Annotated in this window: 28 protein-coding genes; all 28 read left to right on the top strand. The window is 39.7% G+C overall.

The features are described 5' to 3' along the window. Positions 1 to 3: 3 nt before the first annotated feature. The 28 genes from HCX89_RS21300 to HCX89_RS21165 all read left to right on the top strand — a co-directional run bounded on the left by HCX89_RS21300 (position 4) and on the right by HCX89_RS21165 (position 25,254). Positions 4 to 1,134 (top strand): ParB/RepB/Spo0J family partition protein, encoded by a 1,131-nt coding sequence (locus tag HCX89_RS21300; protein ID WP_167717405.1) that lies wholly within the window; start codon positions 4 to 6, stop codon positions 1,132 to 1,134. 4 nt (positions 1,135 to 1,138) lie between these two features. After that, on the top strand, positions 1,139 to 1,546 hold the full coding sequence (locus tag HCX89_RS21295; RefSeq protein ID WP_167717403.1) for a hypothetical protein: 408 nt from the start codon (positions 1,139 to 1,141) through the stop codon (positions 1,544 to 1,546). An 87-nt stretch (positions 1,547 to 1,633) separates the two neighbouring features. Next, positions 1,634 to 2,104 (top strand): hypothetical protein, encoded by a 471-nt coding sequence (locus HCX89_RS21290; protein WP_167717401.1) that lies wholly within the window; start codon positions 1,634 to 1,636, stop codon positions 2,102 to 2,104. Beyond that, on the top strand, positions 2,029 to 3,648 hold the full coding sequence (locus HCX89_RS21285; protein ID WP_167717399.1) for a hypothetical protein: 1,620 nt from the start codon (positions 2,029 to 2,031) through the stop codon (positions 3,646 to 3,648). The genes HCX89_RS21290 and HCX89_RS21285 overlap by 76 nt, the downstream gene beginning before the upstream one ends. A gap of 140 nt (positions 3,649 to 3,788) precedes the next feature. Then, on the top strand, positions 3,789 to 4,733 hold the full coding sequence (locus tag HCX89_RS21280) for a hypothetical protein (protein WP_167717397.1): 945 nt from the start codon (positions 3,789 to 3,791) through the stop codon (positions 4,731 to 4,733). 107 nt (positions 4,734 to 4,840) lie between these two features. Then, on the top strand, positions 4,841 to 6,697 hold the full coding sequence (locus tag HCX89_RS21275; RefSeq protein ID WP_167717395.1) for a DNA topoisomerase: 1,857 nt from the start codon (positions 4,841 to 4,843) through the stop codon (positions 6,695 to 6,697). A gap of 1 nt (position 6,698) precedes the next feature. Then, complete coding sequence (locus HCX89_RS21270; protein WP_167717393.1) at positions 6,699 to 7,124, top strand: hypothetical protein; 426 nt, start codon at positions 6,699 to 6,701, stop codon at positions 7,122 to 7,124. Continuing rightward, positions 7,117 to 8,019, top strand: a complete 903-nt coding sequence (locus HCX89_RS21265) for a hypothetical protein (protein WP_167717391.1) — start codon at positions 7,117 to 7,119, stop codon at positions 8,017 to 8,019. Before HCX89_RS21270 ends, HCX89_RS21265 begins: the two co-directional genes overlap by 8 nt. Further along, entirely contained in the window at positions 8,016 to 8,258 is a 243-nt protein-coding gene (locus HCX89_RS21260; protein WP_167717389.1) for a hypothetical protein, read from the top strand. The genes HCX89_RS21265 and HCX89_RS21260 overlap by 4 nt, the downstream gene beginning before the upstream one ends. After that, positions 8,240 to 8,953 (top strand): hypothetical protein, encoded by a 714-nt coding sequence (locus HCX89_RS21255; protein ID WP_167717387.1) that lies wholly within the window; start codon positions 8,240 to 8,242, stop codon positions 8,951 to 8,953. The genes HCX89_RS21260 and HCX89_RS21255 overlap by 19 nt, the downstream gene beginning before the upstream one ends. Further along, positions 8,950 to 9,450, top strand: a complete 501-nt coding sequence (locus tag HCX89_RS21250; RefSeq protein WP_167717385.1) for a transglycosylase SLT domain-containing protein — start codon at positions 8,950 to 8,952, stop codon at positions 9,448 to 9,450. The genes HCX89_RS21255 and HCX89_RS21250 overlap by 4 nt, the downstream gene beginning before the upstream one ends. Continuing rightward, positions 9,366 to 9,956 (top strand): PFL_4695 family integrating conjugative element protein, encoded by a 591-nt coding sequence (locus HCX89_RS21245; RefSeq protein WP_167717383.1) that lies wholly within the window; start codon positions 9,366 to 9,368, stop codon positions 9,954 to 9,956. The genes HCX89_RS21250 and HCX89_RS21245 overlap by 85 nt, the downstream gene beginning before the upstream one ends. Next, complete coding sequence (gene traD, locus HCX89_RS21240) at positions 9,953 to 12,037, top strand: type IV conjugative transfer system coupling protein TraD (RefSeq protein ID WP_167717381.1); 2,085 nt, start codon at positions 9,953 to 9,955, stop codon at positions 12,035 to 12,037. The genes HCX89_RS21245 and traD overlap by 4 nt, the downstream gene beginning before the upstream one ends. Next, entirely contained in the window at positions 12,019 to 12,771 is a 753-nt protein-coding gene (locus HCX89_RS22960) for a DUF4400 domain-containing protein (RefSeq protein ID WP_167717379.1), read from the top strand. The genes traD and HCX89_RS22960 overlap by 19 nt, the downstream gene beginning before the upstream one ends. Positions 12,772 to 12,894: 123 nt before the next feature. After that, the gene (locus HCX89_RS21230; protein ID WP_167717377.1) at positions 12,895 to 13,197 is read left to right on the top strand and encodes an RAQPRD family integrative conjugative element protein; all 303 of its coding nucleotides are present in this window, start codon (positions 12,895 to 12,897) and stop codon (positions 13,195 to 13,197) included. 1 nt (position 13,198) lies between these two features. Beyond that, positions 13,199 to 13,411, top strand: a complete 213-nt coding sequence (locus HCX89_RS21225) for a hypothetical protein (RefSeq protein ID WP_167717376.1) — start codon at positions 13,199 to 13,201, stop codon at positions 13,409 to 13,411. 20 nt (positions 13,412 to 13,431) lie between these two features. Further along, positions 13,432 to 13,785 carry a DUF2976 domain-containing protein gene (locus HCX89_RS21220; protein WP_167717374.1) on the top strand — a complete coding sequence of 118 codons (354 nt, stop codon included), beginning with the start codon at positions 13,432 to 13,434 and terminating at the stop codon, positions 13,783 to 13,785. Between the two features lies 1 nt (position 13,786). Continuing rightward, complete coding sequence (locus HCX89_RS21215; RefSeq protein WP_167717372.1) at positions 13,787 to 14,146, top strand: TIGR03750 family conjugal transfer protein; 360 nt, start codon at positions 13,787 to 13,789, stop codon at positions 14,144 to 14,146. Next, complete coding sequence (locus tag HCX89_RS21210; protein ID WP_167717370.1) at positions 14,146 to 14,748, top strand: DUF2895 family protein; 603 nt, start codon at positions 14,146 to 14,148, stop codon at positions 14,746 to 14,748. Before HCX89_RS21215 ends, HCX89_RS21210 begins: the two co-directional genes overlap by 1 nt. Beyond that, the gene (locus tag HCX89_RS21205) at positions 14,748 to 15,584 is read left to right on the top strand and encodes a DUF3438 family protein (protein WP_167717368.1); all 837 of its coding nucleotides are present in this window, start codon (positions 14,748 to 14,750) and stop codon (positions 15,582 to 15,584) included. The genes HCX89_RS21210 and HCX89_RS21205 overlap by 1 nt, the downstream gene beginning before the upstream one ends. Next, on the top strand, positions 15,575 to 17,014 hold the full coding sequence (locus HCX89_RS21200) for a hypothetical protein (protein ID WP_167717366.1): 1,440 nt from the start codon (positions 15,575 to 15,577) through the stop codon (positions 17,012 to 17,014). The genes HCX89_RS21205 and HCX89_RS21200 overlap by 10 nt, the downstream gene beginning before the upstream one ends. Further along, positions 16,977 to 17,366 carry a hypothetical protein gene (locus HCX89_RS21195; RefSeq protein WP_167717365.1) on the top strand — a complete coding sequence of 130 codons (390 nt, stop codon included), beginning with the start codon at positions 16,977 to 16,979 and terminating at the stop codon, positions 17,364 to 17,366. The genes HCX89_RS21200 and HCX89_RS21195 overlap by 38 nt, the downstream gene beginning before the upstream one ends. Beyond that, entirely contained in the window at positions 17,356 to 20,223 is a 2,868-nt protein-coding gene (locus HCX89_RS21190) for a conjugative transfer ATPase (RefSeq protein ID WP_167717363.1), read from the top strand. Before HCX89_RS21195 ends, HCX89_RS21190 begins: the two co-directional genes overlap by 11 nt. Before the next feature lie 154 nt (positions 20,224 to 20,377). Next, on the top strand, positions 20,378 to 21,154 hold the full coding sequence (locus HCX89_RS21185; protein ID WP_167717361.1) for a hypothetical protein: 777 nt from the start codon (positions 20,378 to 20,380) through the stop codon (positions 21,152 to 21,154). Between the two features lie 17 nt (positions 21,155 to 21,171). Continuing rightward, a complete protein-coding gene (locus HCX89_RS21180; protein WP_167717359.1) occupies positions 21,172 to 21,990 on the top strand; it encodes a hypothetical protein in 819 nt (272 codons plus the stop codon). 68 nt (positions 21,991 to 22,058) lie between these two features. Beyond that, on the top strand, positions 22,059 to 23,459 hold the full coding sequence (locus HCX89_RS21175; RefSeq protein ID WP_167717357.1) for a hypothetical protein: 1,401 nt from the start codon (positions 22,059 to 22,061) through the stop codon (positions 23,457 to 23,459). Continuing rightward, a complete protein-coding gene (locus HCX89_RS21170) occupies positions 23,459 to 24,607 on the top strand; it encodes a hypothetical protein (protein ID WP_167717355.1) in 1,149 nt (382 codons plus the stop codon). Before HCX89_RS21175 ends, HCX89_RS21170 begins: the two co-directional genes overlap by 1 nt. Next, complete coding sequence (locus HCX89_RS21165) at positions 24,607 to 25,254, top strand: hypothetical protein (protein WP_167717353.1); 648 nt, start codon at positions 24,607 to 24,609, stop codon at positions 25,252 to 25,254. The genes HCX89_RS21170 and HCX89_RS21165 overlap by 1 nt, the downstream gene beginning before the upstream one ends.

Raw genomic sequence — 25,254 nt, 5'->3', positions numbered from 1 at the left:
TTTATGAATGACGATTTTATGAGTCTTATTTCATCAGTGAATAATGATGGCGCATTTAGGTTGGTAGAAGGTCACTATTCATCGTGTTATCCGGACGTTTCTCAGCCACGCTATAAAAACTTAACTCCTGAAGGCTGTGCTGATATCTTGGCTACTTTTAGCATTACAAAAGGGCGCTTATATCAGCCTATAGTCGTTTGGGAAAAAGATGATAAGGGGCATAAAATATTAATGGGCGGCCGTCGCTGGCTTTCTGTTAAAACCTATGCTGAAGATAAAAAAAATGATTTTGATGGCATGCTACCAATGCTGATAGTGCAGCATGATATAGAGATGCCTTTATTTCTTCAGCTAATGGAAAATATAAGCCGAAAGGCGTTGGATCCGAGGGAGGAGGGACGTTCTTTTGTGGCACTTAAAGAAAGTTATAAATTGAAACAAAAGGAAATTGCTCAGTCGTTGGGTAAGTCTGAAACGTATGTTTCTGAATGTATATTGATGTATAACACAGAGACAGATCGAAAGTTAAAATTCATTCATAATCTTTTTGAAAAGGAACTTTGCCAAGACCTTTCTACTTTAGCTATATTGACTCGCTTGGCTCAGGTAGATCCTAATAAAACAGAGTCGTTGGTTAATTGGGCTATTGAAAATAACTCACTTACAAGGTCTTGGGCAAAATCACTATCAAAAAAAGACTTTGAGCAATCATCTGAAGATATTATTAAAGCGTTGGATGATAAAAGCGCTGCTAATAATAAGAAGTCTCCTAAGAAAAAAGCAGGAGCTGAGGAAGAGCCAGGTTCTAATGTCAAGCCTGGAGCTGAAGAAGAGCCAGGCTCTAATGTCAAGCCTGGAGCTGAGGAAGAGCCAGGTTCTAATGTCAAGCCTGGAGCTGAAGAAGAACTAGGTTCCGATAAGTTTAAACTTGAGCAGGAAACTGATGGTGAAGTAATTTCTCAGGCTAAAAGGAAGAAAGTTACTTTAATTAACGTGCTTCATAATGATAGGGCTGCTTCTATTGTCCTGGATTCTGTTGCTGAAGAGGGATTTTGTTGGATTGAATATGATACTGAAAAAGGGCAGCATCACTGTGTTGATTTGGGTGAATTATCAATAGTCTATGTTGGTTGATTGAATGATGAAAGTTGATGCTGTTGTCTGGGATATGGCTGTTATCCAGCGATCCAGCATTATTCAATCATACTCAGTTTTTTATGGTCCAACGAAAGCAGCAGCAGCAAAAAATTTGCTGCATTACGCGAATTCATATGGCTATATCGACCGCGAGACTATTTTGTATGGAAAAACTTTGGCGAGTTGGTGTTTAGATAGTTCCACAGTTGTTCCAGCTTGGGCTGCTGCTACGGCATCGAGGCTTCTTTTGGAAGAGGGATGGGTTGGAGCAGAAATCTTAACTCAGAGTATGGTAGCTAACATTCTAGCTTTTCATCAACCTGATAATTTACAGGATATACAGTTTACAACTGAAACAGCATTAAGGATTTTACATGATCTTTTGCATGCTAAAGAATTTAGTGCGTAAAAGTGTAATTTGAAGCAGTGCCTTTTTTCAGTAGCTTTTAGGTGACTGGCTGTATAATAACCCCGACTTTTTTAGTTGGGGTTTTTTATGAGCGATTTTAAAACGATGGGGGCATTGGAACGAGAAAAGCTCTCTCTTGATGTTGAAATAACTTTGAGTGGCGTTCCTGACCTGAAACCTTTTTTACCCGTCTGGCGAACTCTTGTCGAGCGGACTGAAGGTGTCGATAAAGAGTTTGATCTTGTGCCTTTCATTTATCAACGGTTGTCTTTTGAAGTTGCAAGAAATAACCTGACGACCGAGACTTTTTTTATTACAACGGTATTAGAGTCACCAGTATTTCAGAAAAATGTTGTTTCATTAGAGGATGGTTGTGTTTGGGATCCGCTTATTGAACCATTTGACAAATTTAAGTGTAAGCACGGTAGCAATATTGTCTTTACTGAGAAAAGTTCTATTAGACCTCTCGATGAGGTTTTTTCATGGATTATCGAACAATGCGATTGGTCAAAAAATACTTCGGAAAATGGTTACAACGAAAGCCACAGACTGCATTAACAGTTAAAATTAACAGGCAGAACTTGAAGCGTGCTGTAGCTGTTTCTGATGCATATTGGAATGAGCTTTATGAGCCTATTATCCGTGTTGTGGAAACCTGTCTTGGTTGCATACAGATTAGCAGTGGTGGTCTTTCTAGTGCGAGTAAGCTGAATGAACAGTATGCTTCTGAGTTGACATCTATTATTGGGGCTTTAAAGGGGATCCCGGGTAAAAACTCGTTAGATGATCATATCAATAACTACTCGGTTTTTATCTCGTTCAGTACACTGTTTATCTCAAAGCGAATGAACAAGGTTAATTTCACGTTTGTTGAGAATAGCAAATCAGGAGACAAAAGGACTATTCAAGTATTTCCTTGGGACGCTTGTACTGAAACATTAAATAATGTTCAAGCTAAAAGAAAAAACTACTTGCCACCTATCTATTGTATATCCGTCCCGGTTTTGTTTCGGATGCTTTCTGGTACAGGAAGGAACTGGCTTCAGTCTCAACCAGATAAGTTTTGTGGGGTTTTGGAAGCTGTTTTTTCAAATGGTGAAAAGGGCCTCTATTCGGGGCCACTAAGCTTAGTTATTCCCTCTAAGTCTGATTCGCCCACATTAGATGGGGGAATATCTTTAGTCGGGCAATCTCCCACTCCGAGCTCACATACTGATGAATCCTCTGAAGCTTCATTAGATGATCTTATTTCTAAAATTGGTGGAGGAACAAGTTCAGGTGACAAGGACTTTGAGGCTTTGCTTGAAGGGAATAGAACTGGCCTTGGCACAACTCCGTCAATGTCTCCTGAAGACGAATTTGCAGCGTTGCTCGAAGGGAAGGCGAAGGCTCCTGAATCAGCATCACAGAAGCCTGGGATTTCTTCCGAGCCAGTATCCAATGAACAATCAATAGAGGATGAGTTTACTACGTTGCTCGAAGGGAAGGCGAAGGCTCCTGAACCAGCATCACAGAAGCCTGGGATTTCTTCCGAGCCAGTATCCAATGAACAATCAATAGAGGATGAGTTTGCAGCGTTGCTCGAAGGGAAGGCGAAGGCTCCTGAACCAGCATCACAGAAGCCTGGGATTTCTTCCGAGCCAGTATCAAATGAGCAATCAATAGAGGATGAGTTTACTACGTTGCTCGAAGGGAAAACAAAGACTCCTAAGCCAGTACCGAATCAGAATTACGTTCCAACATCACCAAGTCTTGACCTAATCCGCTGGGCGATAAGCGAAAAGAACCATGGAGGGGGCGTATTCAACGTAGTACTGGACGATGGGGAGCTTGTTCTTGGTTTGAGAGTTGGTGATGCTGATATTGACGTAGTCACAGCATTTGTTAGATCTGATTATGATCTTGATAGCGAGGCCGATGTAAGTAAAGTGAGAGATGAAATTATTTACGATCTTAACCTTTCTGATTCATGGATTTGTAACGAACATGGTGAAATGGAGCATAAAGTAATATCCCAAAAAGGTAAGGATATTGTTTCGGCAATATTGGTTAGATGTGATGATTGGGAGCGTTCACAATTTGACACCTATACATTTGTGTAGGTGTTTTTTGGCTCTTGTCAAAAAAAAAGTGTTTTTTGATTATATATAGTCATACTTTAGTGGATAATTCCTAGCCACCGATTCGTAACCCGTGATATATTGCGTATGGGTTTTTACAATTTGTAGTGGGTAGTTGTGTAATGGAAATGCATTCCTACGTAACTTCTCCATCGGGCTATAAAGCTAGAGCTGCTTTGCTGGTGAGAGAAGTTCTTATGGCATTTGTTGCCGAAGCAAAGTCTTTTGATCATCCAATCGTTGATGCTTTTGGGATCGGTGAAGTTGAGTTTAATTTCATTAAACATGCAACCACTGCTCAATTGTTACGTCTGGCAGAAATGTATGTACGTTCCGATTCAATACAGATCTGCCTAAGTCCCTCAGCCTTTTCTCTAGGTGTTTCTAACCCTCAAGATCACAATATAAATGAAGGCTTTTCTAGTGCTTCTTCATCACTTACTGAGCGTCTGTTTTGTCATAGACAAATTGCCAGAGAATTAGTTTTGCTATTGGCTGATGGTGTCTCTATTCTGGGAGAAATGAGTGATGGTCTTCCCAGGTATATATCTCCTTCAGTCAAAAGGGAGTTGAGTGGTATATCACTTGGGGAGTTGGAAGAGTTTGCATGCCGAATCATTGAAGAAAAGCGATTGCAAATACGTTTCAATAAAAATGTTCTTATTGACAGGACAAAAGCTGTTATAAGGCATGAGCGTAGAGAGGCGTTAAAGGATCTATTTGTTTCCAAGAAAGCAACGTGCGATATGATTTCGTTTCTGTTTTCAGAGGAAAACGAAAACACATTAAAGGCTAGGAGAGCGCGGCTTGGAGTTGAACCTGTTAGAGGTCGCCCTAAGTCTGCTCGGATGGAGATCTATACAGACTTCATACTATTATGGACAGAGAACCAACAGTGCACAGATTTGGAACGTTTTCTTTTGGCTCACCGGAAACTGAACTGCTCATTTGATGTGTTGTGGACATTGTATCAAAGAGCATTAGAAGCAGGTGAGTTTAGTGAGGATATTTTGTCTGCTGTTAGAAAAAATTTAGCATGCCAAACTGCACAGCGAATGAGGTGTTAACTCCTAACTTTAGATCTAAAAGATGAAGTTAGCATCCGGGGTTTTTGGAATAACAGTGGAATAAACTGACGCTATCATAGGGTCAGTTTTTTTTTGGGAATTATATTGTGACAATTGAAAAACTATATCTTTGCGAGAAGCCGTCACAGGGAAAAGATGTTGCGGCGTTTCTTGGTATGGGCCCTGGTTCTAATAGAAAAGGGTATTGTCAAGCGGGAGATACTGTTGTCACTTGGGCTATCGGGCATTTATTCAGATTATCGCCTCCAGAACATTATGAACCTAGGTTAGCTGATAAATGGAGTTTTGATTGCCTACCCATTCTTCCCGAAAAATTTGACTACACACTATCACCTAAGACAAAAGGCCAGTTCAATGTAATTAAAGGTCTGCTTTCCAAGGCAAAGGCTGTTTATATAGCAACTGACCCTGACCCGGAAGGGGAGTGTATTGCTAGAAATGTGTTGATGTTTGCAAAGTATAAAGGGCCTGTTTTTCGGGTGCTGTATGGGTCTACAGACCAAGCTACTTTGGAAAAAGCGTTTGCTAATCCTATACCTGCTACTGAAACTGAGTGGATGGCAAGAACCGCAGCTGCAAGGGGTATCGCCGATTGGCTAGTCGGAATGAATCTGACTATTGCAATGACGCTTTTGACCCAAAAAATAGAAGGGAGAGAGGGGCGTAGAGCAAAGGCATTCAAAGTCGGTCGAGTAAAAACTCCAACCTGCGGATTGGTTTCTCTACGAGAAAAGGCTATTAAGAATTTTATTCCGAGAACTTACTATAGTGTTGTTGCTACTGTTTGGGACAAGGATAAGAATTCATTCAACCTAAATCTGGAACTATCTGACAATTTTCTCGAAGATGGAAAGCTTTTTAATAAATCATATGCTGAGAAGGCAGTTGCGTATTTACTTGCTCAGAAAATAGGAATTGTTAATGCTGTTAAATGCAGTGATAAGTCCAAATCGCCTCCATTGCCATATGATCTGACTAGATTGCAAAGTGCTGCGGATAAGTATGGATTATCACCTTCTGAAGTATTGGACATAGCACAGTCATTATACTCTAGCCCTTTGTCGTGCACATCTTATCCCAGAACAGACACTCAATATTTGTCAGAAGGATTGGCTGATGCTATTGATAAAACAGTCAATAATTTGATGAAAATCAGTCTTTTTTCTGATTATGTAGGACATCTAGATTTAGATAAAAGATCTAAAGCTTGGAATAGCTCAAAAGTTGAAGTTCATCATGGGATTATCCCAACCAGTACTGATTTGAATTTTGATCGATTGACTGATAAACAGAAAGCGATATATGTATTAATATCAAAGCGGTATTTAGCTCAATTTTTACCTGATTATCAGTACTCAACTACTACAGTTTATGTTGATGCGGGAAATCTAAAATTAGTAGCTGAAGGCATAACTCCAAAAAAACTTGGTTGGAAGCGTTTTGAAATAAGTAGTTCAGAAAATGAAAAAGAATCTGATGTTATAACGTTCCCTGATTTGAAAAAAGGGGATAAATTATATCTTGCAGAAGTCAAGATAGTTGAAAAGAAGACAAGGGCTCCTGCTAGATATTCTCAAGCAACTCTCGCGAATGCTATGTCTAGCATAGCATCAGGGATTGACAATCCAGAGGATAAAAAGTTGTTGAATGAGTCTGATGGTATTGGAACCGTAGCGACAAGACCAACAATAATTGGAGATATTATTAGTTGTTCTTTGGTAGAGGAAAAAAAGAATCAGTTATATTCTGGAAGGCTTTTTGAAAAGTATTTTTCTTTAATACCTGAACAATTAAAGAATCCTGCAACAACTGCTATGTGGGAGAGGGGATTTAAGGCTATTAAAGAAGGTACTATAACTCAAGATGAGTTTATAGATTTTCAGAAGCGGTTTATTAGAATGGCAGTAGAAAAATTACGAACCGAATTTGATAGGATAAAGTGAAATGAAGATGATATTGTTCATTATTGGTATCGTTTTTACTATGTCGTTCTCTACTGAGGCTGCATATGTGAAAACCGATAGATATACGTATATTAAACCAGGGGCCGATAGTGTTGAGTTGGATCCTTTGTCTGTCAATGTTCAAATAACTTTTCCTCCAAATGTTAAAACGGTTGGTGATGCTGTTAGATTTGTATTGCTGAATAGCGGCTGGGTTTTAGCTTTGGATGAGTCAACCGATTCTGCATTGCAACTGACAATGGGAAGGCCCCTACCACAAGTTCATCGAAAGCTATCATTAATGCCCTTAAGAACGGCATTACAGGTTCTAGTAGGAAACTATTATTCTCCAGTAGAAGATCCAATTAGAAGGATCTACTCGTTTGACATTAAAGAAGAGTTTAAGGGGTTAGCTAATAATGGCTGAAGATAAAAATGTAGAAGGGCTGCCGCAGTTAGAAAGTGAAAGTAACTCGAATAATTCAAAGTCAAAGAAAGGAAGCCTTTTATTTTTGGTGGTATTTGTTTCTATCCTCATTATTGGTGGGGCAGGTGTATATATCGCATTATCTGAATTTGGATTATTTTCATCTGCCAACAAAGTTGCCACCATTAATGAACCTCCATTACCTACTCTTGAGGTAGAAGATGAGTATCCAATAGGTGGGGCATCCCAGGTGCAGGGGGAATACCCAATAGGTGGGGCATCCCAGGGGCAGGGAGAGTATCCAATAGGTGGGGCATCCCAGGGGCAGGGAGAGTATCCAATAGGTGGGGCATCCCAGGGGCAGGGAGAGTATCCAATAGGTGGGGCATCCCAGGGGCAGGGAGAGTATCCAATAGGTGGGGCACCCCAGGGACAGGGAGAAGTCTATGAAGTTATGATGCTTCAACTTCAATCAATGAAAGGGAGTATTGATAAGCTTTATGGCTATATGCAACGAAATGAGCAGTTATTTTTGGAGTTGCAAGAAGCAATTGAAAGCAAGAGTTCCATTTCATCGCGAGAGAGCGAGCGTCTTTCTAATACGCTGAGAGACGGTTTACGTACAAATGAAAGATGGCTTAGTGGTATATCTAATCAACTTCAAGGATTGGGATTGGATGTAAAAAGAGAAATAATGGAGTTTCCTATTATCGTTTATGGGAAAACGGTATGGGGCGACGATGTTTATTTAACTGTTGCTCCGAAGGAAAAACCGGATCAAACTTCTAATTTAAGAATTGGAGGCATTGCCGGAAAATGGAAGTTAATTTCTTTAGATGGTTCAAAAGCCATTTTTAAAGGAGTTGATGGTAGTGAGAAGGTGATTGAAATATGAGAAATGTATTAATTGCAATTTCTTTTATGCTCCTTATTTCCGGGTGCGGTTCATCATATTCTTTACAAAGAGATACCTTGTCGATAGATGATAAAGTTCCACTCGTAAAGGCGCAGGTTGATAATCCGTATCCAATATGCAAACCCTTTGATAGCAAGATAAGGGTGGCGGATTTAAGTAAGACAAGAAAAATGAGAGTTTATTTACAAGGAGAGGTTTTATGTCAGTTAAAAGACTAATTTGTAGTGTGACACCTCTTTTATTTTTCATATCCTTATCCCTTAATGCTAAGGACGATGCCGCCTTGACGAACTCAAAGCTTACCAAATCTGAACAAGATTACGCAGCTCTTTGGGAGTTAACTGATGAGGAATATCTCAAGTTTAAGAAAATTTTGCAGTCACCAAGAGCTTACATATCGCCTGACCTGGAGAAAAATCCAATTGTTGCACTTGGGTTGGAGGCTGAGTCGAGCGCAGAGAGGCAGAGGTATGCTGATAGGTGGGTTCAGATGCGCTATAAGGCAAATATAGGCTCTTTAAGTTGGGATCTTGAGGTGTCTGAAGCATGGCAGAGAAACTATCCCGGTGTTCCTCGATTTGCTACTAAAGATAGTCTCTATCGAGAAGCTGCTGCAAGCGCCTATTTAGATACATATCGTGATACTGGCCCGAGAGCTCAGATTTATTTAAAAGCTGTTGGTTGTGATAGTTGTATTTCCTTGTTTAATGAACATTATGGAACTCTGAAATCTGGGAAAATATCAGGGATTGACTTGTTTTTTATCGGAGGGGAGTCAAATAGTGATATAGCCCTTTGGGCTAATAAGCGAAATATCAGGCTAGAGGATGTTAATCAAAGCAGGGTAGTCACTCTTTCAAAAGGAACAGGGGATTTGAGTAAGGTTCCATATATTAAATGGGAATTACAATGATAAAAGAAATCTTACTCTTTTTGTTTATACTGATGACGAGCTGTACTGCCAATGCATCATCCTGGAGTGAGCTTGTAGACAAGGTATCAATGAAATATGAAGTACCGCCACATATTATTGACAGTATTTGTACCCATGAAAGCCAATCTTTTTATAAAAATAAAAGACAACCTTGGCCTTGGGTTGTTAATTCAAAGGGGGCCGGGAAGTGGTTTAGGAGTGAGCAAGGCGCTATTTTATTTGCTGAAAGGGAATTGAATGGTGGTGTAAGAAATATTGATGTTGGAATTTGTCAAATAAATTGGTATTGGCATGGCGAAAACTTCTCTTCCATTGCGGAAATGATGAATCCAATAAATAACGTTAACTATGCGGCTCAGTATTTAAAAAAGTTAAAGAAAGGAGGTAGAACATGGGAGGAAGTAGTTGGTGCTTATCATTCTATGGGAAACCAAGAGAGAGCGGCGTTATATGCAGAACTTGTTTTGCAATACTGATTATATTTATCTCGTTTTCTGTAAAAAGTATTGCTTTAGAAAAATCACTTATAGAAGTCGGAAGGCTTGGGGATACTGAGTCAACTAAAAAGTATTTTTCAATAGTAGCTAAGAATAGAGTTAGCCCAAATGTTGAAAAAATTCAGGAAATGATTAATGAAGTAAGAGGGAACTTTTCAAAAAACAATATATTCCCGTTGGTTAGCAACCTTGAACCAGGATTCTTTAAAAGCTACCGTTTCGACCTTCCTAAGAAAGGAGTTAAGCCGTTTAGTGTAATAGGCACAGATGAACTTTCATTAAGGTGGTTAAAGTTAAGATATCAAAAGTTAGTTGAATTAAGATCTCCTGTTTTTGTAATTGAAGCTACTTCGGAAGAGGAAATAAAAAAACTAGAACAGCTATTTCCTTATTTGAAATTTACACCTGCATCTTCAGATATTAGCAATGAATTGAATATAGGTGTATATCCATATTTAGTTACAAGCCAGGGAGTTTTTCAATGAGTTTAGATGAAGCGCCAATTGAAAGGCTTTTACGGCCTCCTGTAGAACTTAGTGCATCCTTGGTTTCCGGGGTTGCAGCTGCTGTAAGCGTTGCCTCTCCGTCATTGTGGATGATGACCCCCTCCGTTTCCTATATGACGGCATCGGTTTTAGGAGCGATAAGCTACTCTTGGGCCGTGGATGGTTTAAAAGTGGTTTCTTATCAAAGGGCACTTAGAACACTAAAACCATTTTCTATTAAACCATCTAAAACCCCTGTTTCAGAGCATGCTTCTTATCTTGGTAAGGGATTTCGCTGGACGTCATTACACACTCAACGTCTTTTAGATACTTATAAACCAGATAACCAATCATATATCAATTCATCTGCTTCTTATGATTGGGCAAGGCGAGCGGAAGTAAAATGGGAAAAAACAATTGGACTCAGCCTTGTATCTAAAGCTTTACGTAGTGAATCCATTTTTAATCCTCTCAGACCATTTCCTGACATAGGGGGATATGCGCCTATACATGGCGTAGGGGTAGATAAGGAAAATGATATCTATTGGCGTCTGAATGAACGGCCAGGACACTGTATAGTGTTGGGTACTACACGTGTTGGTAAAACTCGTCTGGAAGAACTATTGGTTTCTGGTGATATAGCAAGAGGGGACGGAGTTGTAATTGTCATTGACCCTAAAGGGGATGGTGAACTATTCCGTAGAATGTATTGTGAAGCCATTAGGGCGGGCAGGGAAAATGATTTTTACTTTTTCCACTTGGGTTATCCAGATGACTCATGTAGGTATAACCCTGTGGGCGAGTTCCAAAGGGTTACGGAAGTCGCTGGTAAAACGACCGCACAATTAGCTGGTGATGGTAACAGTGCAGCATTTAAAGCGTTTTCATGGCGATTTGTGAATGTTGTGGCCCAAGGGTTAGTCGCAATAGGAATGCGTCCAACAGTTGATTCTATCAATGAGTATGTTTCAGACGTTGAACAGCTTTTGTACCTATATGCAATTAAAGCATTTGGGAAATTAATGGATGACCCCGAAGAGGCAATAAAAGAAGAAGCTGCTTTGGTTCCTGACAAGAATCCTCTTGTGCAGAAAAAGGGGAAATCAAAGGAAACTGTTGCCATATTCAATTTAATGAAAGAACTGCTTCCAATGGATAATTTAGGTCGTCAGTTAATGATGGCTGCAAGTTATGATAAGGGATTTTACGAAAAGCTGATTGCTAATTTGTTACCATTTTTAGAGAAGTTGAATACAGACAAGCTCTCTAAATTACTCAGTCCGGAGTATTTAGATCCTGATGATGCTAGACCGATACTTTCTTGGAAAGATGTTATCCAACGGAAAGGGATAGTCTATGTTGGTTTAGATGCTCTGTCTGATCGAGAAGTGGGCACTGCGGTTGGTAATGCCATGTTTAATGACTTAGTATCAACAGCAGGTCTTATGTATAAGCACGGCCAAGATGCAGGTTTACCCTCTCTTGGTGGTGGCAAATTTAAGATGCCAAAGATTTATCTTCACGCCGATGAGTTCAATTCTCTGGTTGGTGATGAGTTTGTTCCCATGGTGAACCAAGGGGGTGGTGCTGGTATTTGCATTACTGCGTATACACAAACTCTACAAGACATAGATGCAAAATTTGGTACAACAACTGCGAACCCGAAAAGTATGCAGATTATTGGTAACTTCAATACAACAATTATGTTGAGAGTACAGAATGAAGAAACCGCCAAACTGCTTACAACCCGACTTCCGAAAGTTCCTGTTGTTGATTCAACTGCTATATCCGGGACGAGTAATACAGCTGAAAGTGGGTTGCTCAATTTCAATAGCAATGCACAGGATCGTATTAATGATAAAGAAGTACCCCTTATAAGCCCATATGAACCGCAATCATTACCAAAAGGGCAGGCATTTGTGCTCAAGGAAGGGAATCAGCTGTTTAAGATAAGAATACCTCTACTTAATGATAAGGGAGATATTCCACTACCCAAAAAAGTTACAGAAGTTATTAGTGAAATGAATCAAAAGTATCGTTCATCTGATCCTGGAGACATGTGGTGGGAAAACGTGGCGTAGAAAATAACGATAATAAAAACAAGGACGCTGGCAAGAGGCGTCCTGGGTTAATGGCCTTTATTTCATTCATTGTGGGACTACCTTTGATGATAATTGCAACATCTATCGTCTCAATCTTAGTCGAATGGGTGTTGATATATAGTTGTGATGATGGAAGATCATCTATGCCAACTATGTGTGTCATTTCTGGTTTTGAAGTCGGAATGGGTGAAGGGCATAGTAAAATGATGCTTAACAAAGAAGCTATGCATTTGAATAGTGCCTTTAAAGAAAGCATTATTGGGAGTTCTCCAGTTATCGCAATTGGCGAGATAATTAGATGGATGGACAAAAATATACTTGAACCAGTAGGGTATGATAAATACAAAACTCGAAATTTAAGAAATCAGACAGCTACTTGGAAATATGCCGTAGCTTCAGTAAATATTTTTAAAGTGGTTGTTCTTAGGGTTTGTGTGTTGTTATTTTCACTGCCAGCCTACCTACTTTTTGGAGTCGTCGGTGTTACCTGCGGCTTGGTTTGGAGAGATCTGCGTAGATTTGGCGCGAGTTTGGAGAGTGTTGATCGATTTCATTTGTCTCTTTCGTTACTCAAACCATCAGTGGTTCTATGTTTTGTAGTGTACTTGTCTTGGCCCAATGCTGTTAGTCCCGCACTAATAGTGGTTCCATTTGCCGCGCTGTTCGGTTATGCATTGTTTTTAGTCTCATCGAACTACAAGAAATATCTGTAAGTTTGGCATGCCAAATTTAGTGCTCAGCTTGGAAAACCCGGCTGAAGCATGGGGGGTTTTTACCCCCCTATTTTATTTCAAAGCACCTATCATCACAGAAACAGGAAAACAGAAGCAGTTAACATGAAACTAAGATTTGCACTGTGGCCTATCGCCGGGGCCGGATTTCTGATGGTTTTTAGCTTCGGGGTGTTCGCTTCATCTGAACCGGAGAAGGTTGAACTAAGAAGGGTCACAACTGAATTGCGTTTTTTGATCGAAGAGGTCAAAGAGATAAGTCGTCTGCGAAGAGAAGATGATCCTGAGCCATTTAGTTATGAAGGATTTGTGCAAGATTTGGAAGAGGTCACTAAGGCCGCTGAAAGGCACCTTAACTCTCCATCGAGACAACCTAGGCAATTGAAGCCCTTGGTATTGGACTATTGATGTGGATGTATTTACTGAAACTGTTGGTTTATCCCCTGCTATTTTGAGATCCGGCATTGCCTGGATATTGACTACTGTGGCGATAATTATTGCAGGAATAGGATTGTTGGGAGCTTACCAACGCGGTTTTGATGACGATTTTGGAACAACTATCATTGAAGTGGCATTGATTGTTGGATTTGTTACGTTAATAGGGTACTGGGCAAAGCCTTGATATTTTGGAGTTTGGGTTTAATGAAAAATTTAAAATCTATGAAGAAGTACTTTTACATCACAGTGGCGACATTATTTGCTCCTAATGTGATTGCAGCTGGTATACCTACAACTGATGAGTTTGCAGACGGTGCCGATGATAAAAATGGCTTTGAACTATTATTCTGGATCCTCGAAAAGTTGAGCCAGTTTGTGGTTGTAGCTCTGTCAGCATTTTTTCTTATCGTGATCATTAAGGGGGCTATTGCCAAATATGATGAAATATCTGATGGCAAAGGTGGTTATATTGATCTTGGTGGTCATGTTGTTGCTGGGTTGGGGTTGCTAACTCTTGCAATTGTTATGTTCAACTGGATTGGTACTTGGACATCATAAAATGGTTGAGGAAGAAGGTGATTTTACTGACAGTTTCACCGCTGACTTTATTAATGATGAGCCTTATGTTTTTAAGGGTATGACTGACAATGAATTAAAGTATATTTTTCTATTGTCTATGTTGTTGTCTCTTCCGATTGGCATATTGGTTGCCTTGATCATAGGAATGATAGAGTTAGTCTTAGTATTTGTTGTCTTGTTCCCAATTATTATAGTTTTTTTTCTTGCAGGAAAATTACGAAAAATGCGGAGAGGAAAGCCTCCTGGGTACGTTGAGCATTATTATAAAAAGAGATTGAGTAGTGAGTTTATCTCTTTCTCTGGACGATGGGGATTAGGCAGAAGTGGTAAGGGGCGATAATGTTTCAAAATAAACCTAAGAGAGCTCGGGATCTTCAGGACAAGGTGATCCGTTTTTTGACAATTGTTTTGTTAGGTTCTTTGGTGCTTTTAGGCCACGCTCACTATCGTTTGTCGGTTATGCCTAGTGAGTTTGAATGTCAGGTGCCTCCTGATTTGTCAAATGGTGCGACAATTAAGGTAAATGAGCAAAGGAAAGAAAACCTATATGCATTGGCCTTCATGATCCATCAAAAAACCTTTTCATGTAAGTCAGATTGCGCAACTGATATACCTAGTAATATCAGAGATTATGGCTACTATTATACAACCGAATATAGAACCGAACTTTTGAAAAATACGTATTCAAGAGATAGGGGGAAAGAAAGAACAATTTCAGAGCAAGGGCACTACTCTGAAAGTAAAGTTATAAATCGCGGTGCCAACACATGGGTTGTCTTCATTGATGTAAATGTTAAAGATTATATTGGTGGGAGAAAGGTTAGGGACGCAGTAATTCGATATCCATATATTATAGTTAAAGGTGATGTGGATAGGGAAAAGAATCCATGGAGATTACAGATAGCAGGAAAAGAAGGAACTGAGAGAAGGTTGGATAAGTAATGAATACTATAAAGTCGCTGCCTCTTTTATTACTTCTTACGATGTTTGTTGTTTTTTCTAAATCTTCATTCGCAACAGAACATGTAAAATGGCGTCAGGGAGAAGAAATAAGTCTGCTTCTCGGGGTTGGTATTGAAAGGAAAGTTGTATTCCCTGAGATAGTAAGATTTGCATATAAACCAAAGTATAAAGAATTTTTTTCTAAGTCTATGATAGATAGAAACTTCTATATTAAGCCAATGAAAGAATTTTCTAACGAAAAGTTAGTGTTTCAGGGAATTAGTAGCGGAAGGTTTTATATTGTTGAGACTTCTGTTACTGGTGATTCTGGTAGGGTGGATCAAGATCTAGTAGTTCACATTCCAGATTCTGAAGCTCATGATGGCCTCGATGATGACTCTAGACCTGAACTACCTAATACTGCCGAATTTAACGGTCGAGACAGAGAAATAAATCCTGTTGATTTAGTTCAGTATGCATCCCAAAGTCTGTATTCAAAAAGTGAAGTCTATATAGAAAATCTTCCAGGTGTAAAGAGAGTTGCCCTGAAATCAAGGGAACTACCACATATTTACAGAGGTGGGTCTTTAAAAGGTGAATTGTTAGCCGGGTGGAGTGCCGGAGGACTTTTTGTAACTGCGATCAAGTTGACTAATGTTTCCTCCACTGAAGTTTATTTTGAACCCTGTAGACTGAGAGGTGATTTTTATTCAGTTACTGCCCAGTTCAATAAGGTCTATCCGTACAGTAATCCTAATAAGAATTTTACAGTAGCTTATGTTGTGACTGAAGTTCCGTTCGATGTGGCAATAAAAGGAGGGCTTCAATGCGTTTAAAAGGGAACCCTCTTATAAAAGTGATTACTGTGGCTGTAATTGTTACTCCACTTATAATATTAGTGTCTAATAAGTCAGAAACTAAGAATCCTGCACCTATAAATGGAGGTGAAATTAATTCGACTCCATTGCAGACAGATAGTGAAACAATTGCAGCATTAAATGGGTATGTTACGGCATTGGAAACTAAGCAAACAGCCCTTTCTAATCGTCTTGAAGCAATGGAAGGGGTTGGGGGGTCATCAAAAATTGAAAGAAAAGATGTGGAGAAGCTGATTGATGATAAATTAAATCTGAGTGGTGATAGTAGTTTTAATTTTGAAAAGAAACTCTCAGAAATTAAAAAACAATTGAAGGATGAGTTGTTGCTTGGATCTGAAGTTAATCCAAATCAAGTGGGGGATGTAAATAATGAGATCCCATTCGCTGATGCATTTGAGATAAATCCTACTGGAACTGGTAATTCATATACCTCGAATCATAGAGTAACGCCAACTGATGGTAATCAAAGTTACTCTACGGATACATATATCTGGGAGTATCCTCTTGGCTTGGATGACAACGAAGCCTCTGCAACCGCTAATTCCAGTGGTGTAATTTCCGATTTTTGGAATGCTACGTCTGATCTCGGAAAGGGGTTGGGCAACAACATGAAAGTCGCTACGGGTAGAGTATCTTCAAAAGTCGAATCCACATCTAAGGCTGTAAAGAAGGAACTGGAGCCGATCCGTTATGCAACGCTGCATGCCGACAGCAGTGTCCATGGAAACACAGCATTGACACCGCTGATTGGAAGAATAGAGAGAAAAGGAAAAACTCACGATGCTTATCCGTTCCAGGTTGTGCTCGGTGCTGAAACTTTGATGGCAAATGGACATAAGTTGCCGGCGATTGTTAATGCCCAAGCTTCTGGTGTCGCGATAGGAGATCAAGCCTTTTCTTGTGTTAGAGGCATGGTTACGTCAATTACATTTGCATTTGAGGACGGCCGTCTTTACCAGCAAAAGGGGACTTTTGACAAACCATTAGCTGTATTGGCTGACAAGTGGGGAAACCCATGCATCAGAGGGGTGATGGTTAACGATGTTGAAAGGTACATAGCGGCTCAGTCTTTAGCGGCTGGCATGGCTTCTTACGGAGAAACTATTAGTAAAACCCAACAGACGCTTGTTTCATCTGGAAATACTTCTGCCTTAGATATTACTGGTGATGCTGGTAAATTGGCTCTTGGAAGTATTGGTAGTGGGGCTTTTGAAAAAACAGCTGAGATAATAGCTAAAGAATATGACTCGTATTATAAAGCCATATATGTTCCACAGAATACAAAAGTTTCTCTTTTGATTAATGAAAACATCAACATTGACTATATCCCGCAAAATAGGAAGATAAACTATGAGAGTAAAAAAAGTTTATACAGTAATTTGGATTAGTTTTTGTTTTTCAATTTTTGGATGTTCGGTTAATCAAGATCCATATCAAATGTCTCATTCTGGGCCTGATATGGTTGAAAACTATAAGTCTCACACTCTTGGTACAAGTGAGTCTATGAGTGATTTGGTTAATTCCACTGGTTATATTTATAGGGAATTTGAAAGTGATGTTAATAACATCCCTTGGAGTGATAAAGCATATAGAAGAGTTGATAACCCTGAGCTGAGGATGTTCATCTATCCACATAGAAGTACTCGGATGGGGGTTGTTGTTCCTGGATATTATATTAACTTCCCAATGTTTGAGAAAATCCATTATAACTTAGAAAAGGACGTTATTAATGACCGCTGATTCAAATAGTGTTTCTGGGTTATCAAACTTTGTAAATAAATCAAAGCTTTATCTTGAGACAATAGTCGATACATTTAGGCTTCACGAAAGAGAGCCTAATGAAATGATCACTGATGCAGATATGGATAAGCTATATCGTATCAGAAGGTCATTTACGGATAAGCTGCCATATAAAGATTATCTTGCTGAAAATAAATGTTTTCTGCTTGATGATGATGTTAGTGTTGCCGCTGTTTATGACATTTCTCCTGTGAATGGTGAAGGAGTTCGTCTGAGTGAGCTTGCTAAAATTAGGAATAATTTTCAAATATTCTTACAAACTGTTTTCCCTGCACATGATAGCAATCCATGGGTTGTTGAGTTTTTCCATTCAGATACACTTTCATTGAAAACAGCAAGTGAAGAGTTTAAGGAATATTCAGCTCAGAAATGTAATGGTTTAGAAAACGTAAAGTATAACCAGTATATTCAAGATACCTACGATAACCATTACCGTTCGGTATGTAAGGATGGAGGTTTTTTTGTTGATTCTGAGGTGACACAGATCCCTTGGCGTGGAGCGACAAAAACATATCGAATGATTTTTTACCGAAGGTATGGAACTTCGAAAAACTTGCGTGGTGTTAATCCTGAACAAGAATTGCACGATATGTGTTTGAAGGTTGAAACGGCATGTGCAACAGGAGGACTTAAGTTAAAAAGAGTCAATGGTGATCTCTTTTGGGAATGGATGTTCCGCTGGTTTAATCCAAAACCCAAGGTATCAGATATTGATACCTTGATAGAAAATATGAAACCTGATTTTGGTGTAGAAGAAGGTGTTTATGGTCAGGACTTTTCAGAAACACTTATGTTCAATGCTCCTAGCACTGATGATGAGCACGGAACAATTGAATTTGATGGAGTTCCCCACAAGATTGTCACAGTACAAAATCTGAATCGTATGCCAGGTATTGGAGCTATTACTGCCCCAAAAAGAATTTCAGATGACAAAACCGCTGCTCTGTTCGACTCTATGCCGGAAGGTAGTGTGCTTTCAGTTAAAGTTACCATCGCTCCAATGGATGCAGTAGAAGATAAATTAGAAAAAGTTGAATCCGGGGCGAAAGGCACTGACGCTAAAACGGAAAGGGTTAAAGAGGAAGTGGCAGAGGTAAAAGGACTGATTGCTAGGGGAGAAGTACTTTATCCAACTGAAGTATCAGTTTTTATTCGAGGCGATAACCTGAAAGAATTGAAAAGAAAGGAAGATAAGGTTTTTCAACTGCTACAGCAAGCTGGAATGAACGCCATAAACTATGGTGATGATTTGATCTCGATTGACTCCTACATTAGAACCCTACCGATGTGTTATGAACCATCCAGGGATAAATCTCGTAGACGTTCCAGGTTCATGAGAAGTCAACACATTGCTAATATAATTCCATTTATCGGGAGGGGAACTGGAACAGGCCACCCAGGGATCTCGCTTTTCAATCGGGGCGGGGAAAGTATGTCATTTGACCCGTTAAATAAGCTTGATAGAACTAAAAATGCACATATGCTGATGTTTGGGCCTACTGGTGCGGGTAAATCTGCATCGCTTGTTTCAATAATAATGCAAATGTGTGCTGTGCATAGGCCTAGAATATTTATCGTTGAAGCGGGTAATTCTTTTGGCCTGATGCGTTCTTTTTTAAAGAAGTCAGGGTTTACAACTAATAGAGTTGTTATGGGAGCCGGAACAAATACTGTCATTCCACCATTTGCAAATGCGATTAAAGCTCTAGAAATTGAAGAAGCTAACCAGGCAATGGCTTCTGAGTTTTTCAATGACCCTGTTCAAGAGGTTTTGGATGAGTTTGAAGAAAAAGGAAGTATTTCTGAAGTCGAAGATGAAGATGAAGAGTATGTGAAAGATTATCTAGGGGAGATGGAAATCATAGCTAGAATCATGGTTTCTGGCGGTGACAAGGAACGTTCCAATAACGTGAGCCTTGGTGATCAACAGCTTTTGAGGGAGTGTATTCTTGCGGCTGCAAAAGCTGTTAGAGAGAGGGGGGGATCGGATGTTTTAACGGAAGATGTGTCTGATCAGATATATGACGTAAGTCAGCAAGAAAAGGTTCCTGGAGAGATAAGAACAAGGTTCTATGAGTATGCTGCTGCTATGCGCCGTTTTACCGAGGGATTACCTGGTCGAATCTTTAATAGACCGGGTAAGCTCTGGGGGGAGGCCGATATTACGCATATTGATCTTAAGGAATTTGTGAAAGATAACGCCGGGGCTGAATTGGCTGTGTCCTTTATGTCAATATTGAACTATGTGAACGATATTGCTGAAAGGGATCAATACACTGGCCGACCTATTATATTTTTGACTGATGAAGCACATGTTATTACCAAAAATCCATTACTTTCTCCTGGTGTAGTTAAGATTGTTAAAATGTGGCGTAAGTTAAATGCATGGCTATGGATGGCTACACAGAATATGGGTGATTTTCCAGATGAAGCTGCCGTCATGTTGTCGTTGTTTGAATTTTGGATATTGTTGGCTATGGAACCTTCTGAAGTAGATGAAGTGGCTCGATTCAAAAAGTTGACAGACGATCAAAGACATTTGATCTTGGCTGCTAAGAAACAGCCTAATGCGTATACCGAGGGGGTTGTACTAAGCAGTAAGTTAACACAGCTGTTTAGGGCCGTTCCTCCAAGTATTATGCTGGCTTTAGGTGATACGGAAGCGAAGAAAGAACGCAAATCTATCATGGAGAAGTACTCTATGGATGAAGCAACGTCTGCGGAGGTTATTGCTCAGCAGTTGGATATTGTTCGAGGGATTCAGGTACCTAACCCTATCGTTCCACTTACTTCCTGAAGTTTGGCATGCTAAATCTTTTTTTCTCCAACCTTTTGCGGCCAAGTGGCCGCTTTTTTTTTGTAAAAGCAGGTGTTAGTACTGGGGGTTTTTCAGATAGTAATAGTCGTGGATTCATTAAACTATTGGCAAGTATGAAAATGTCGGTACGGTAATGAGAACATCGTTATTAGTTTTAGCTATTGCTGGGTTAGGTTCGCTCTTATGCGCCGGGTGTTCCATTGGACAACCTGAGCGCAAATCTCCTAAGCCCCTTATGATTGTTCAATTCAAAGCCTCAAATACTTCTATTAACAATAGAGTTGTGTTGAGACAAAAACTGGTCAATGCGCTAAGAACTCCAGTTGAGCGCCCGATTGTGCTTTTGGTTGCAGCAGGTAATGACGAGGATGATTTCTCTTTGGCGGCAACACGGCTACATTCATTTATTGAAGCAATAGGGCCTACAGTTGATGCTGATTACAAATTGCTGGTAAAACCTTCTGAAAGAACCGAAATGAGTAATAACATTTTGGTATACGTTACTGATTCCTGGGACGAAAAAATAAAATCATTTGCATATAACGCCGACTTTTCTAAAGTCGATGGTGCAGGTGATATATATAGGGCGTCCGATAAGCGATTGTTCATTGCTAGAGCGACAAGCAGGACTATCAGTAGTTCGGGTGTGGATCAGTATTCGCAGCTTTCTGGGTTTGTTAGTGAACTCTGTTGGAATGTTGATTTAAGTGCAAATTCTAATCCCCTCAGTGAGAGCGAAAAAATATTCATTTCAGGTATTAATGTTGTCACTAATGAGAGCTGTGCAACTACCCAGGAAATATCTCTTTTCATGGATGCCTATTTATCAAAATACTTGTCTGGATTTAGTTACAAAACGGATACCAAGAGTAGAACCGTTTTCCTTATAAATAATAGAGAGGAATTTTAATGAGGGTGTTATTAACAATGGCACTGTTTGCCTGTTTGGTTAATACAGGACTAGCTGATAACAGTGTATTCCTCCTTGGTAAAGTTGAGGGTGTTAAAACAATAACTGGTGGCGATATTGACCAGATTGACAATAACGCTGTCCCTGATGTAGATGATGTTTTGTCTGCGATAGCTGACAGGGCCGTAGTTGTAGGTAATAACTCAACAACATCAATAAGTCTGTTATCTCCGGATTCTCTGACAGTTAACCAGGGGAGAGCGGATGATATTGTGCCTGATATAGATACAAGCAAAGAACTATTATTTGTAGCGCAGCGAGACTTGGAGTTTCAATCCATTTTGGCGGCCTGGGCAAGGCAAGCTGGTTACAAGGAAATTGCCTGGGCAAAGGAGAGCAACTTCAGAGATTCGTTAAGACAGGTCAATGAAGAAACACAAATGGTTAGAGGAACCTTTGAAGAAGCTGTTGAATCTATATCAAAGTCTACAGATGGGCTTTCTGAGCTTACTTTGACCGTTAGTGGGAATGGGGTTGTTGCGTATCATCCCTATCGTTATCGTCCCGTATCTATCATTCGGATCCATGGAAACACTCTGAAAGAAGCTGTTATGAATGCGGTAACTGACTTGGGGCTGGTATGGCTAGGGGATAACTACCGACTGCCAAGTTGGCAGACCACGAATAACTACCAGTTTGGATCTCCTTATTCGATAGTTGTACCGAGTGATAACTTAATATCGGGAATTGATCAAATTCTTGAGCACTATCCTGTTAGGTCTGAAATTGTTCTTGGTACTGATGAAGTTTACATTTTAGAGGATAAGAAAAGATGAGAATGGTTGGGGTTTTAATATTATCAATATTCCTCTCTGGGTGTATTTCTCAGGATTATGATTCTGCAATGACAGAAACAAAAACAGTACATGAGAAAATAGAAAGGCTTTCATCCGCCCCTGAGTATGAGAAGGTAACTTATACTGATAGGCCCCCTATAAGTATTATTCCGATTGAAAATGAGGAACGTATTTTATGGGCAGAAAAAGAGATCAGTGTCAGAGCAAGTAAAATGCCATTGCAAATCTTAATTAGGGACATCATTGGAAGTGACAATGTACGTGTTTGGATAGATGGTGAGGTTGATAAAAATCTTGCTGTTTCTCTATTTCGTAAGGGTTCAAAAAAGAAACTTCTTGAGGCTATTGAGAATAGTACAGGTTACTCAATAAAAATTACTTCAGATTCAGTGGAAGTTTGGAAGTATGAGAGTGAGACATTTGTTATTAAATTGCCGAGCGGTGTACTTAATGCTCAACAAGGCTCCCAGGGACAGGCATCACAAGTTGGCGGTCAAGGAGGAAGTTCTACTCGGGTCGAAGGCCAATTTGTCAGTGTGAACTATGAATCTGTCAACACTTTCGATGATGTTCTTCGCGCCATTCATGGAATTCTTAAGAAAGATACTGATGGCGAGAATAGTGGGGAAGAACTGGAAGGTTCGGCAAATGTCGTTAGCAGCTTGTCAGCAATCACTGTCCGTACTACACCAACACGAATGAAACAGGTGAGGGCACTCATTGATAGTGTTCAGGCTCAACTATCTAAGCAAGCGATTTTTTCGTTACGAGTATTGGAGTTTCGGAGCAATTTGGGGCATGAACAGGGTATAGATTGGACTTTGGTTAAGGATGTTGGGCAGGGGGCTATGAAGTTCTATCTTCCAGGAACTAACACAATAGTGGACTCTATCGACCAAGGGGTTGTATTTGAAGGCTCTGGTAAATGGGATGGTACAAGCGCATTGATAAAAGCGTTAGAAAAACAAGGTTCTGTATCGACAACCACGCCAATAACAATGGCTATTTTAAACAATCAGCCAAACAGGATCTCCCAAGTTCTAAAGAAACCACACACGGCAGAAGTGAAAACAGAAGCAAATGAAAATGTGGTTAGTTCCTCTATCACCAGGGGGGTGGAATATGAGGGGGTTGACATGATGATCACGCCTCTGGTGATGGATACTGAGGTGGCCCTTAGAGTTTCCGGAAAGTTGACCAAAATAGCAGATGAGCGCCAGGAGGTTGTCAATAACGTTAAAGTAACGTATATGGACACACGTGAATCAGATCTTTCCTTCTCAAATAAGCTGCGCTATGGGCAAACGATATTGCTAGGCTCCGTTCAACAATCATCTACAACAACAGAGAAAACAGCAAATTTTGGCTCATCAGCTATCGGTGGAAAAGGGGTTCGCCGGGATGTTGTTGAAACTCTTGTATTGCTTACAGTTCGGAGAGCTGACTAATGCTGACTCTTGCAAACGCTGCTCGCCTGAAAGTTGGGCAGCTGAAAAAGCATAGGCGGCAAATTCCGGCACCTTTTGAGCTGATAGTAGAAGAAGGTGATAATGTTGTTCGTTATTTCAGCGAAAAAGCAACGCCTATATATTGTGAGTATGTAAAATACACACTGGAAAAAAATAATTTAGCTCAAGAGGTTGAAGGTTATCCAGATGGGGAAAGCTTTATATTCCTCACTCTTTATGATGAAAACATCTATGCGGTTTTAATTTCATCTGATAATGAGTGTCTCAGTGAGGTAAATTGTAAGGCTGACAGCTTTGTAGAAAAATATGGTTATGAACTAAAAAAAACGGGCATTGTTGTATGCTTCAGTGGTCACTCTAGAGAGGTTTCTGAGCTTGTCGGAAGTCGGGCTAAAGTTATTGAAATTCCTACTCACATTTCACTTGGTGGTGTAATAAGTAGTGAGTTTTATACGCAAAAAACAAAGTCAAGAAGTAAGTTGTTGTTTTTATTTCCTCTGGTGGTTTTTGCCTTTCTTACGTATTATTTTTGGCCCTCTAAAGACTTGGAACCTCAAAATGTGGAAGACCCTAACGAAACTTGGGCGAGAAGTTACATGCAAGGGTTGCCAGCAGATAAAACATTCCTGAAATTGGCTGATACGTTAATTCTACTTTCTAGCCTACCCTATGATTGGATACCGGGTACTATTTCTATCTCTGGGGGGAGGATTTCCGTTGAACTACTCATGAGAAATGGAGTGGGGCGATATTCGTCTATTAGGGGATGGGCTAGTAGATTACCGAAAGGAGCTCAATTTGAAGACGGTACTCTTTCATTAGATATTTCACAGGTGGAAAATGTTAAAAGGTACAGGTTAGATGACTATCCATATATTCTCGCTGATGACATAGGAAGAATGGGTGCTTCAACAATATCATTAACACAAGAACAATCAATTGTTGGGTACAAAAAGTGGCGTATATCTTCTCAGCAAACTCTCGATATAGGAAAGATAATTGTGCTGGCAAAGACGTTGAAAGATAAGCCAGTTTTCATTGATAGCATTTCATTTTCAAGTTTAAGTGTTGGGCCAGGTGAAAGTAAGGCAGATGTTCAGATGGTAATGTATGTGGAAGGTGTCTAATGACTGAAAGTAAATCAACACGTAAAAAACCTAGTGTAAGAGTTTTATCTCTTACAATTCTATGCTGGATACTAATTTTAGCTATGTATATCTATTATAGAAATGCAGATAGTGCGTCAAGTTTAGATAACGTAGCTGAAACATTAAAAACATCTGATGCTGTAGTCGATAATTTTAAAACAGAAGAAGAAGTTGAAATAATTCCTTCGACAACATCTGATGATATATTTGATGCAGCTTATGAACGCCAGTATAAGGAAGCTTCAAAGAGGTATTCATTGGCATCTATTAAAAAGTTAGCTCTTGAAGAAGAGGCAAAGGTAAAGGAATTAGAGTCGAATGGAAACAAACAGCTGACTGTAATTCATAATCCAGAAGTTGAATACCCCGGTCTTCCAGATGCTAATGATAGCTATGACGATGTAGGTTTTAAGTCATTGAAAGAAGCAGTTGCTGATAGGGTAGCAATTGTATCAGTGGTTAGTGAGGGCCGGAAATATACTGCTCATATCAAAATTGACGGCCAAATCATTCCAGTAAAAATGGGTGATGTTGTCGGCGATATAACAGTAACAGGGATCGACTCCAGCTCTGTTTCTTTTAAGGATTTGAGCGGCAAAGTGATAAAAAAATGGATAGGTATTTGA

The sequence above is a fragment of the Shewanella sp. Iso12 genome (assembly GCF_012030025.1).
GTDB lineage: Bacteria > Pseudomonadota > Gammaproteobacteria > Enterobacterales > Shewanellaceae > Shewanella > Shewanella algae.
The sequence above is the reverse complement of the archived record's forward strand: the minus strand, read 5'-3'. Positions and strand labels throughout refer to the sequence as shown.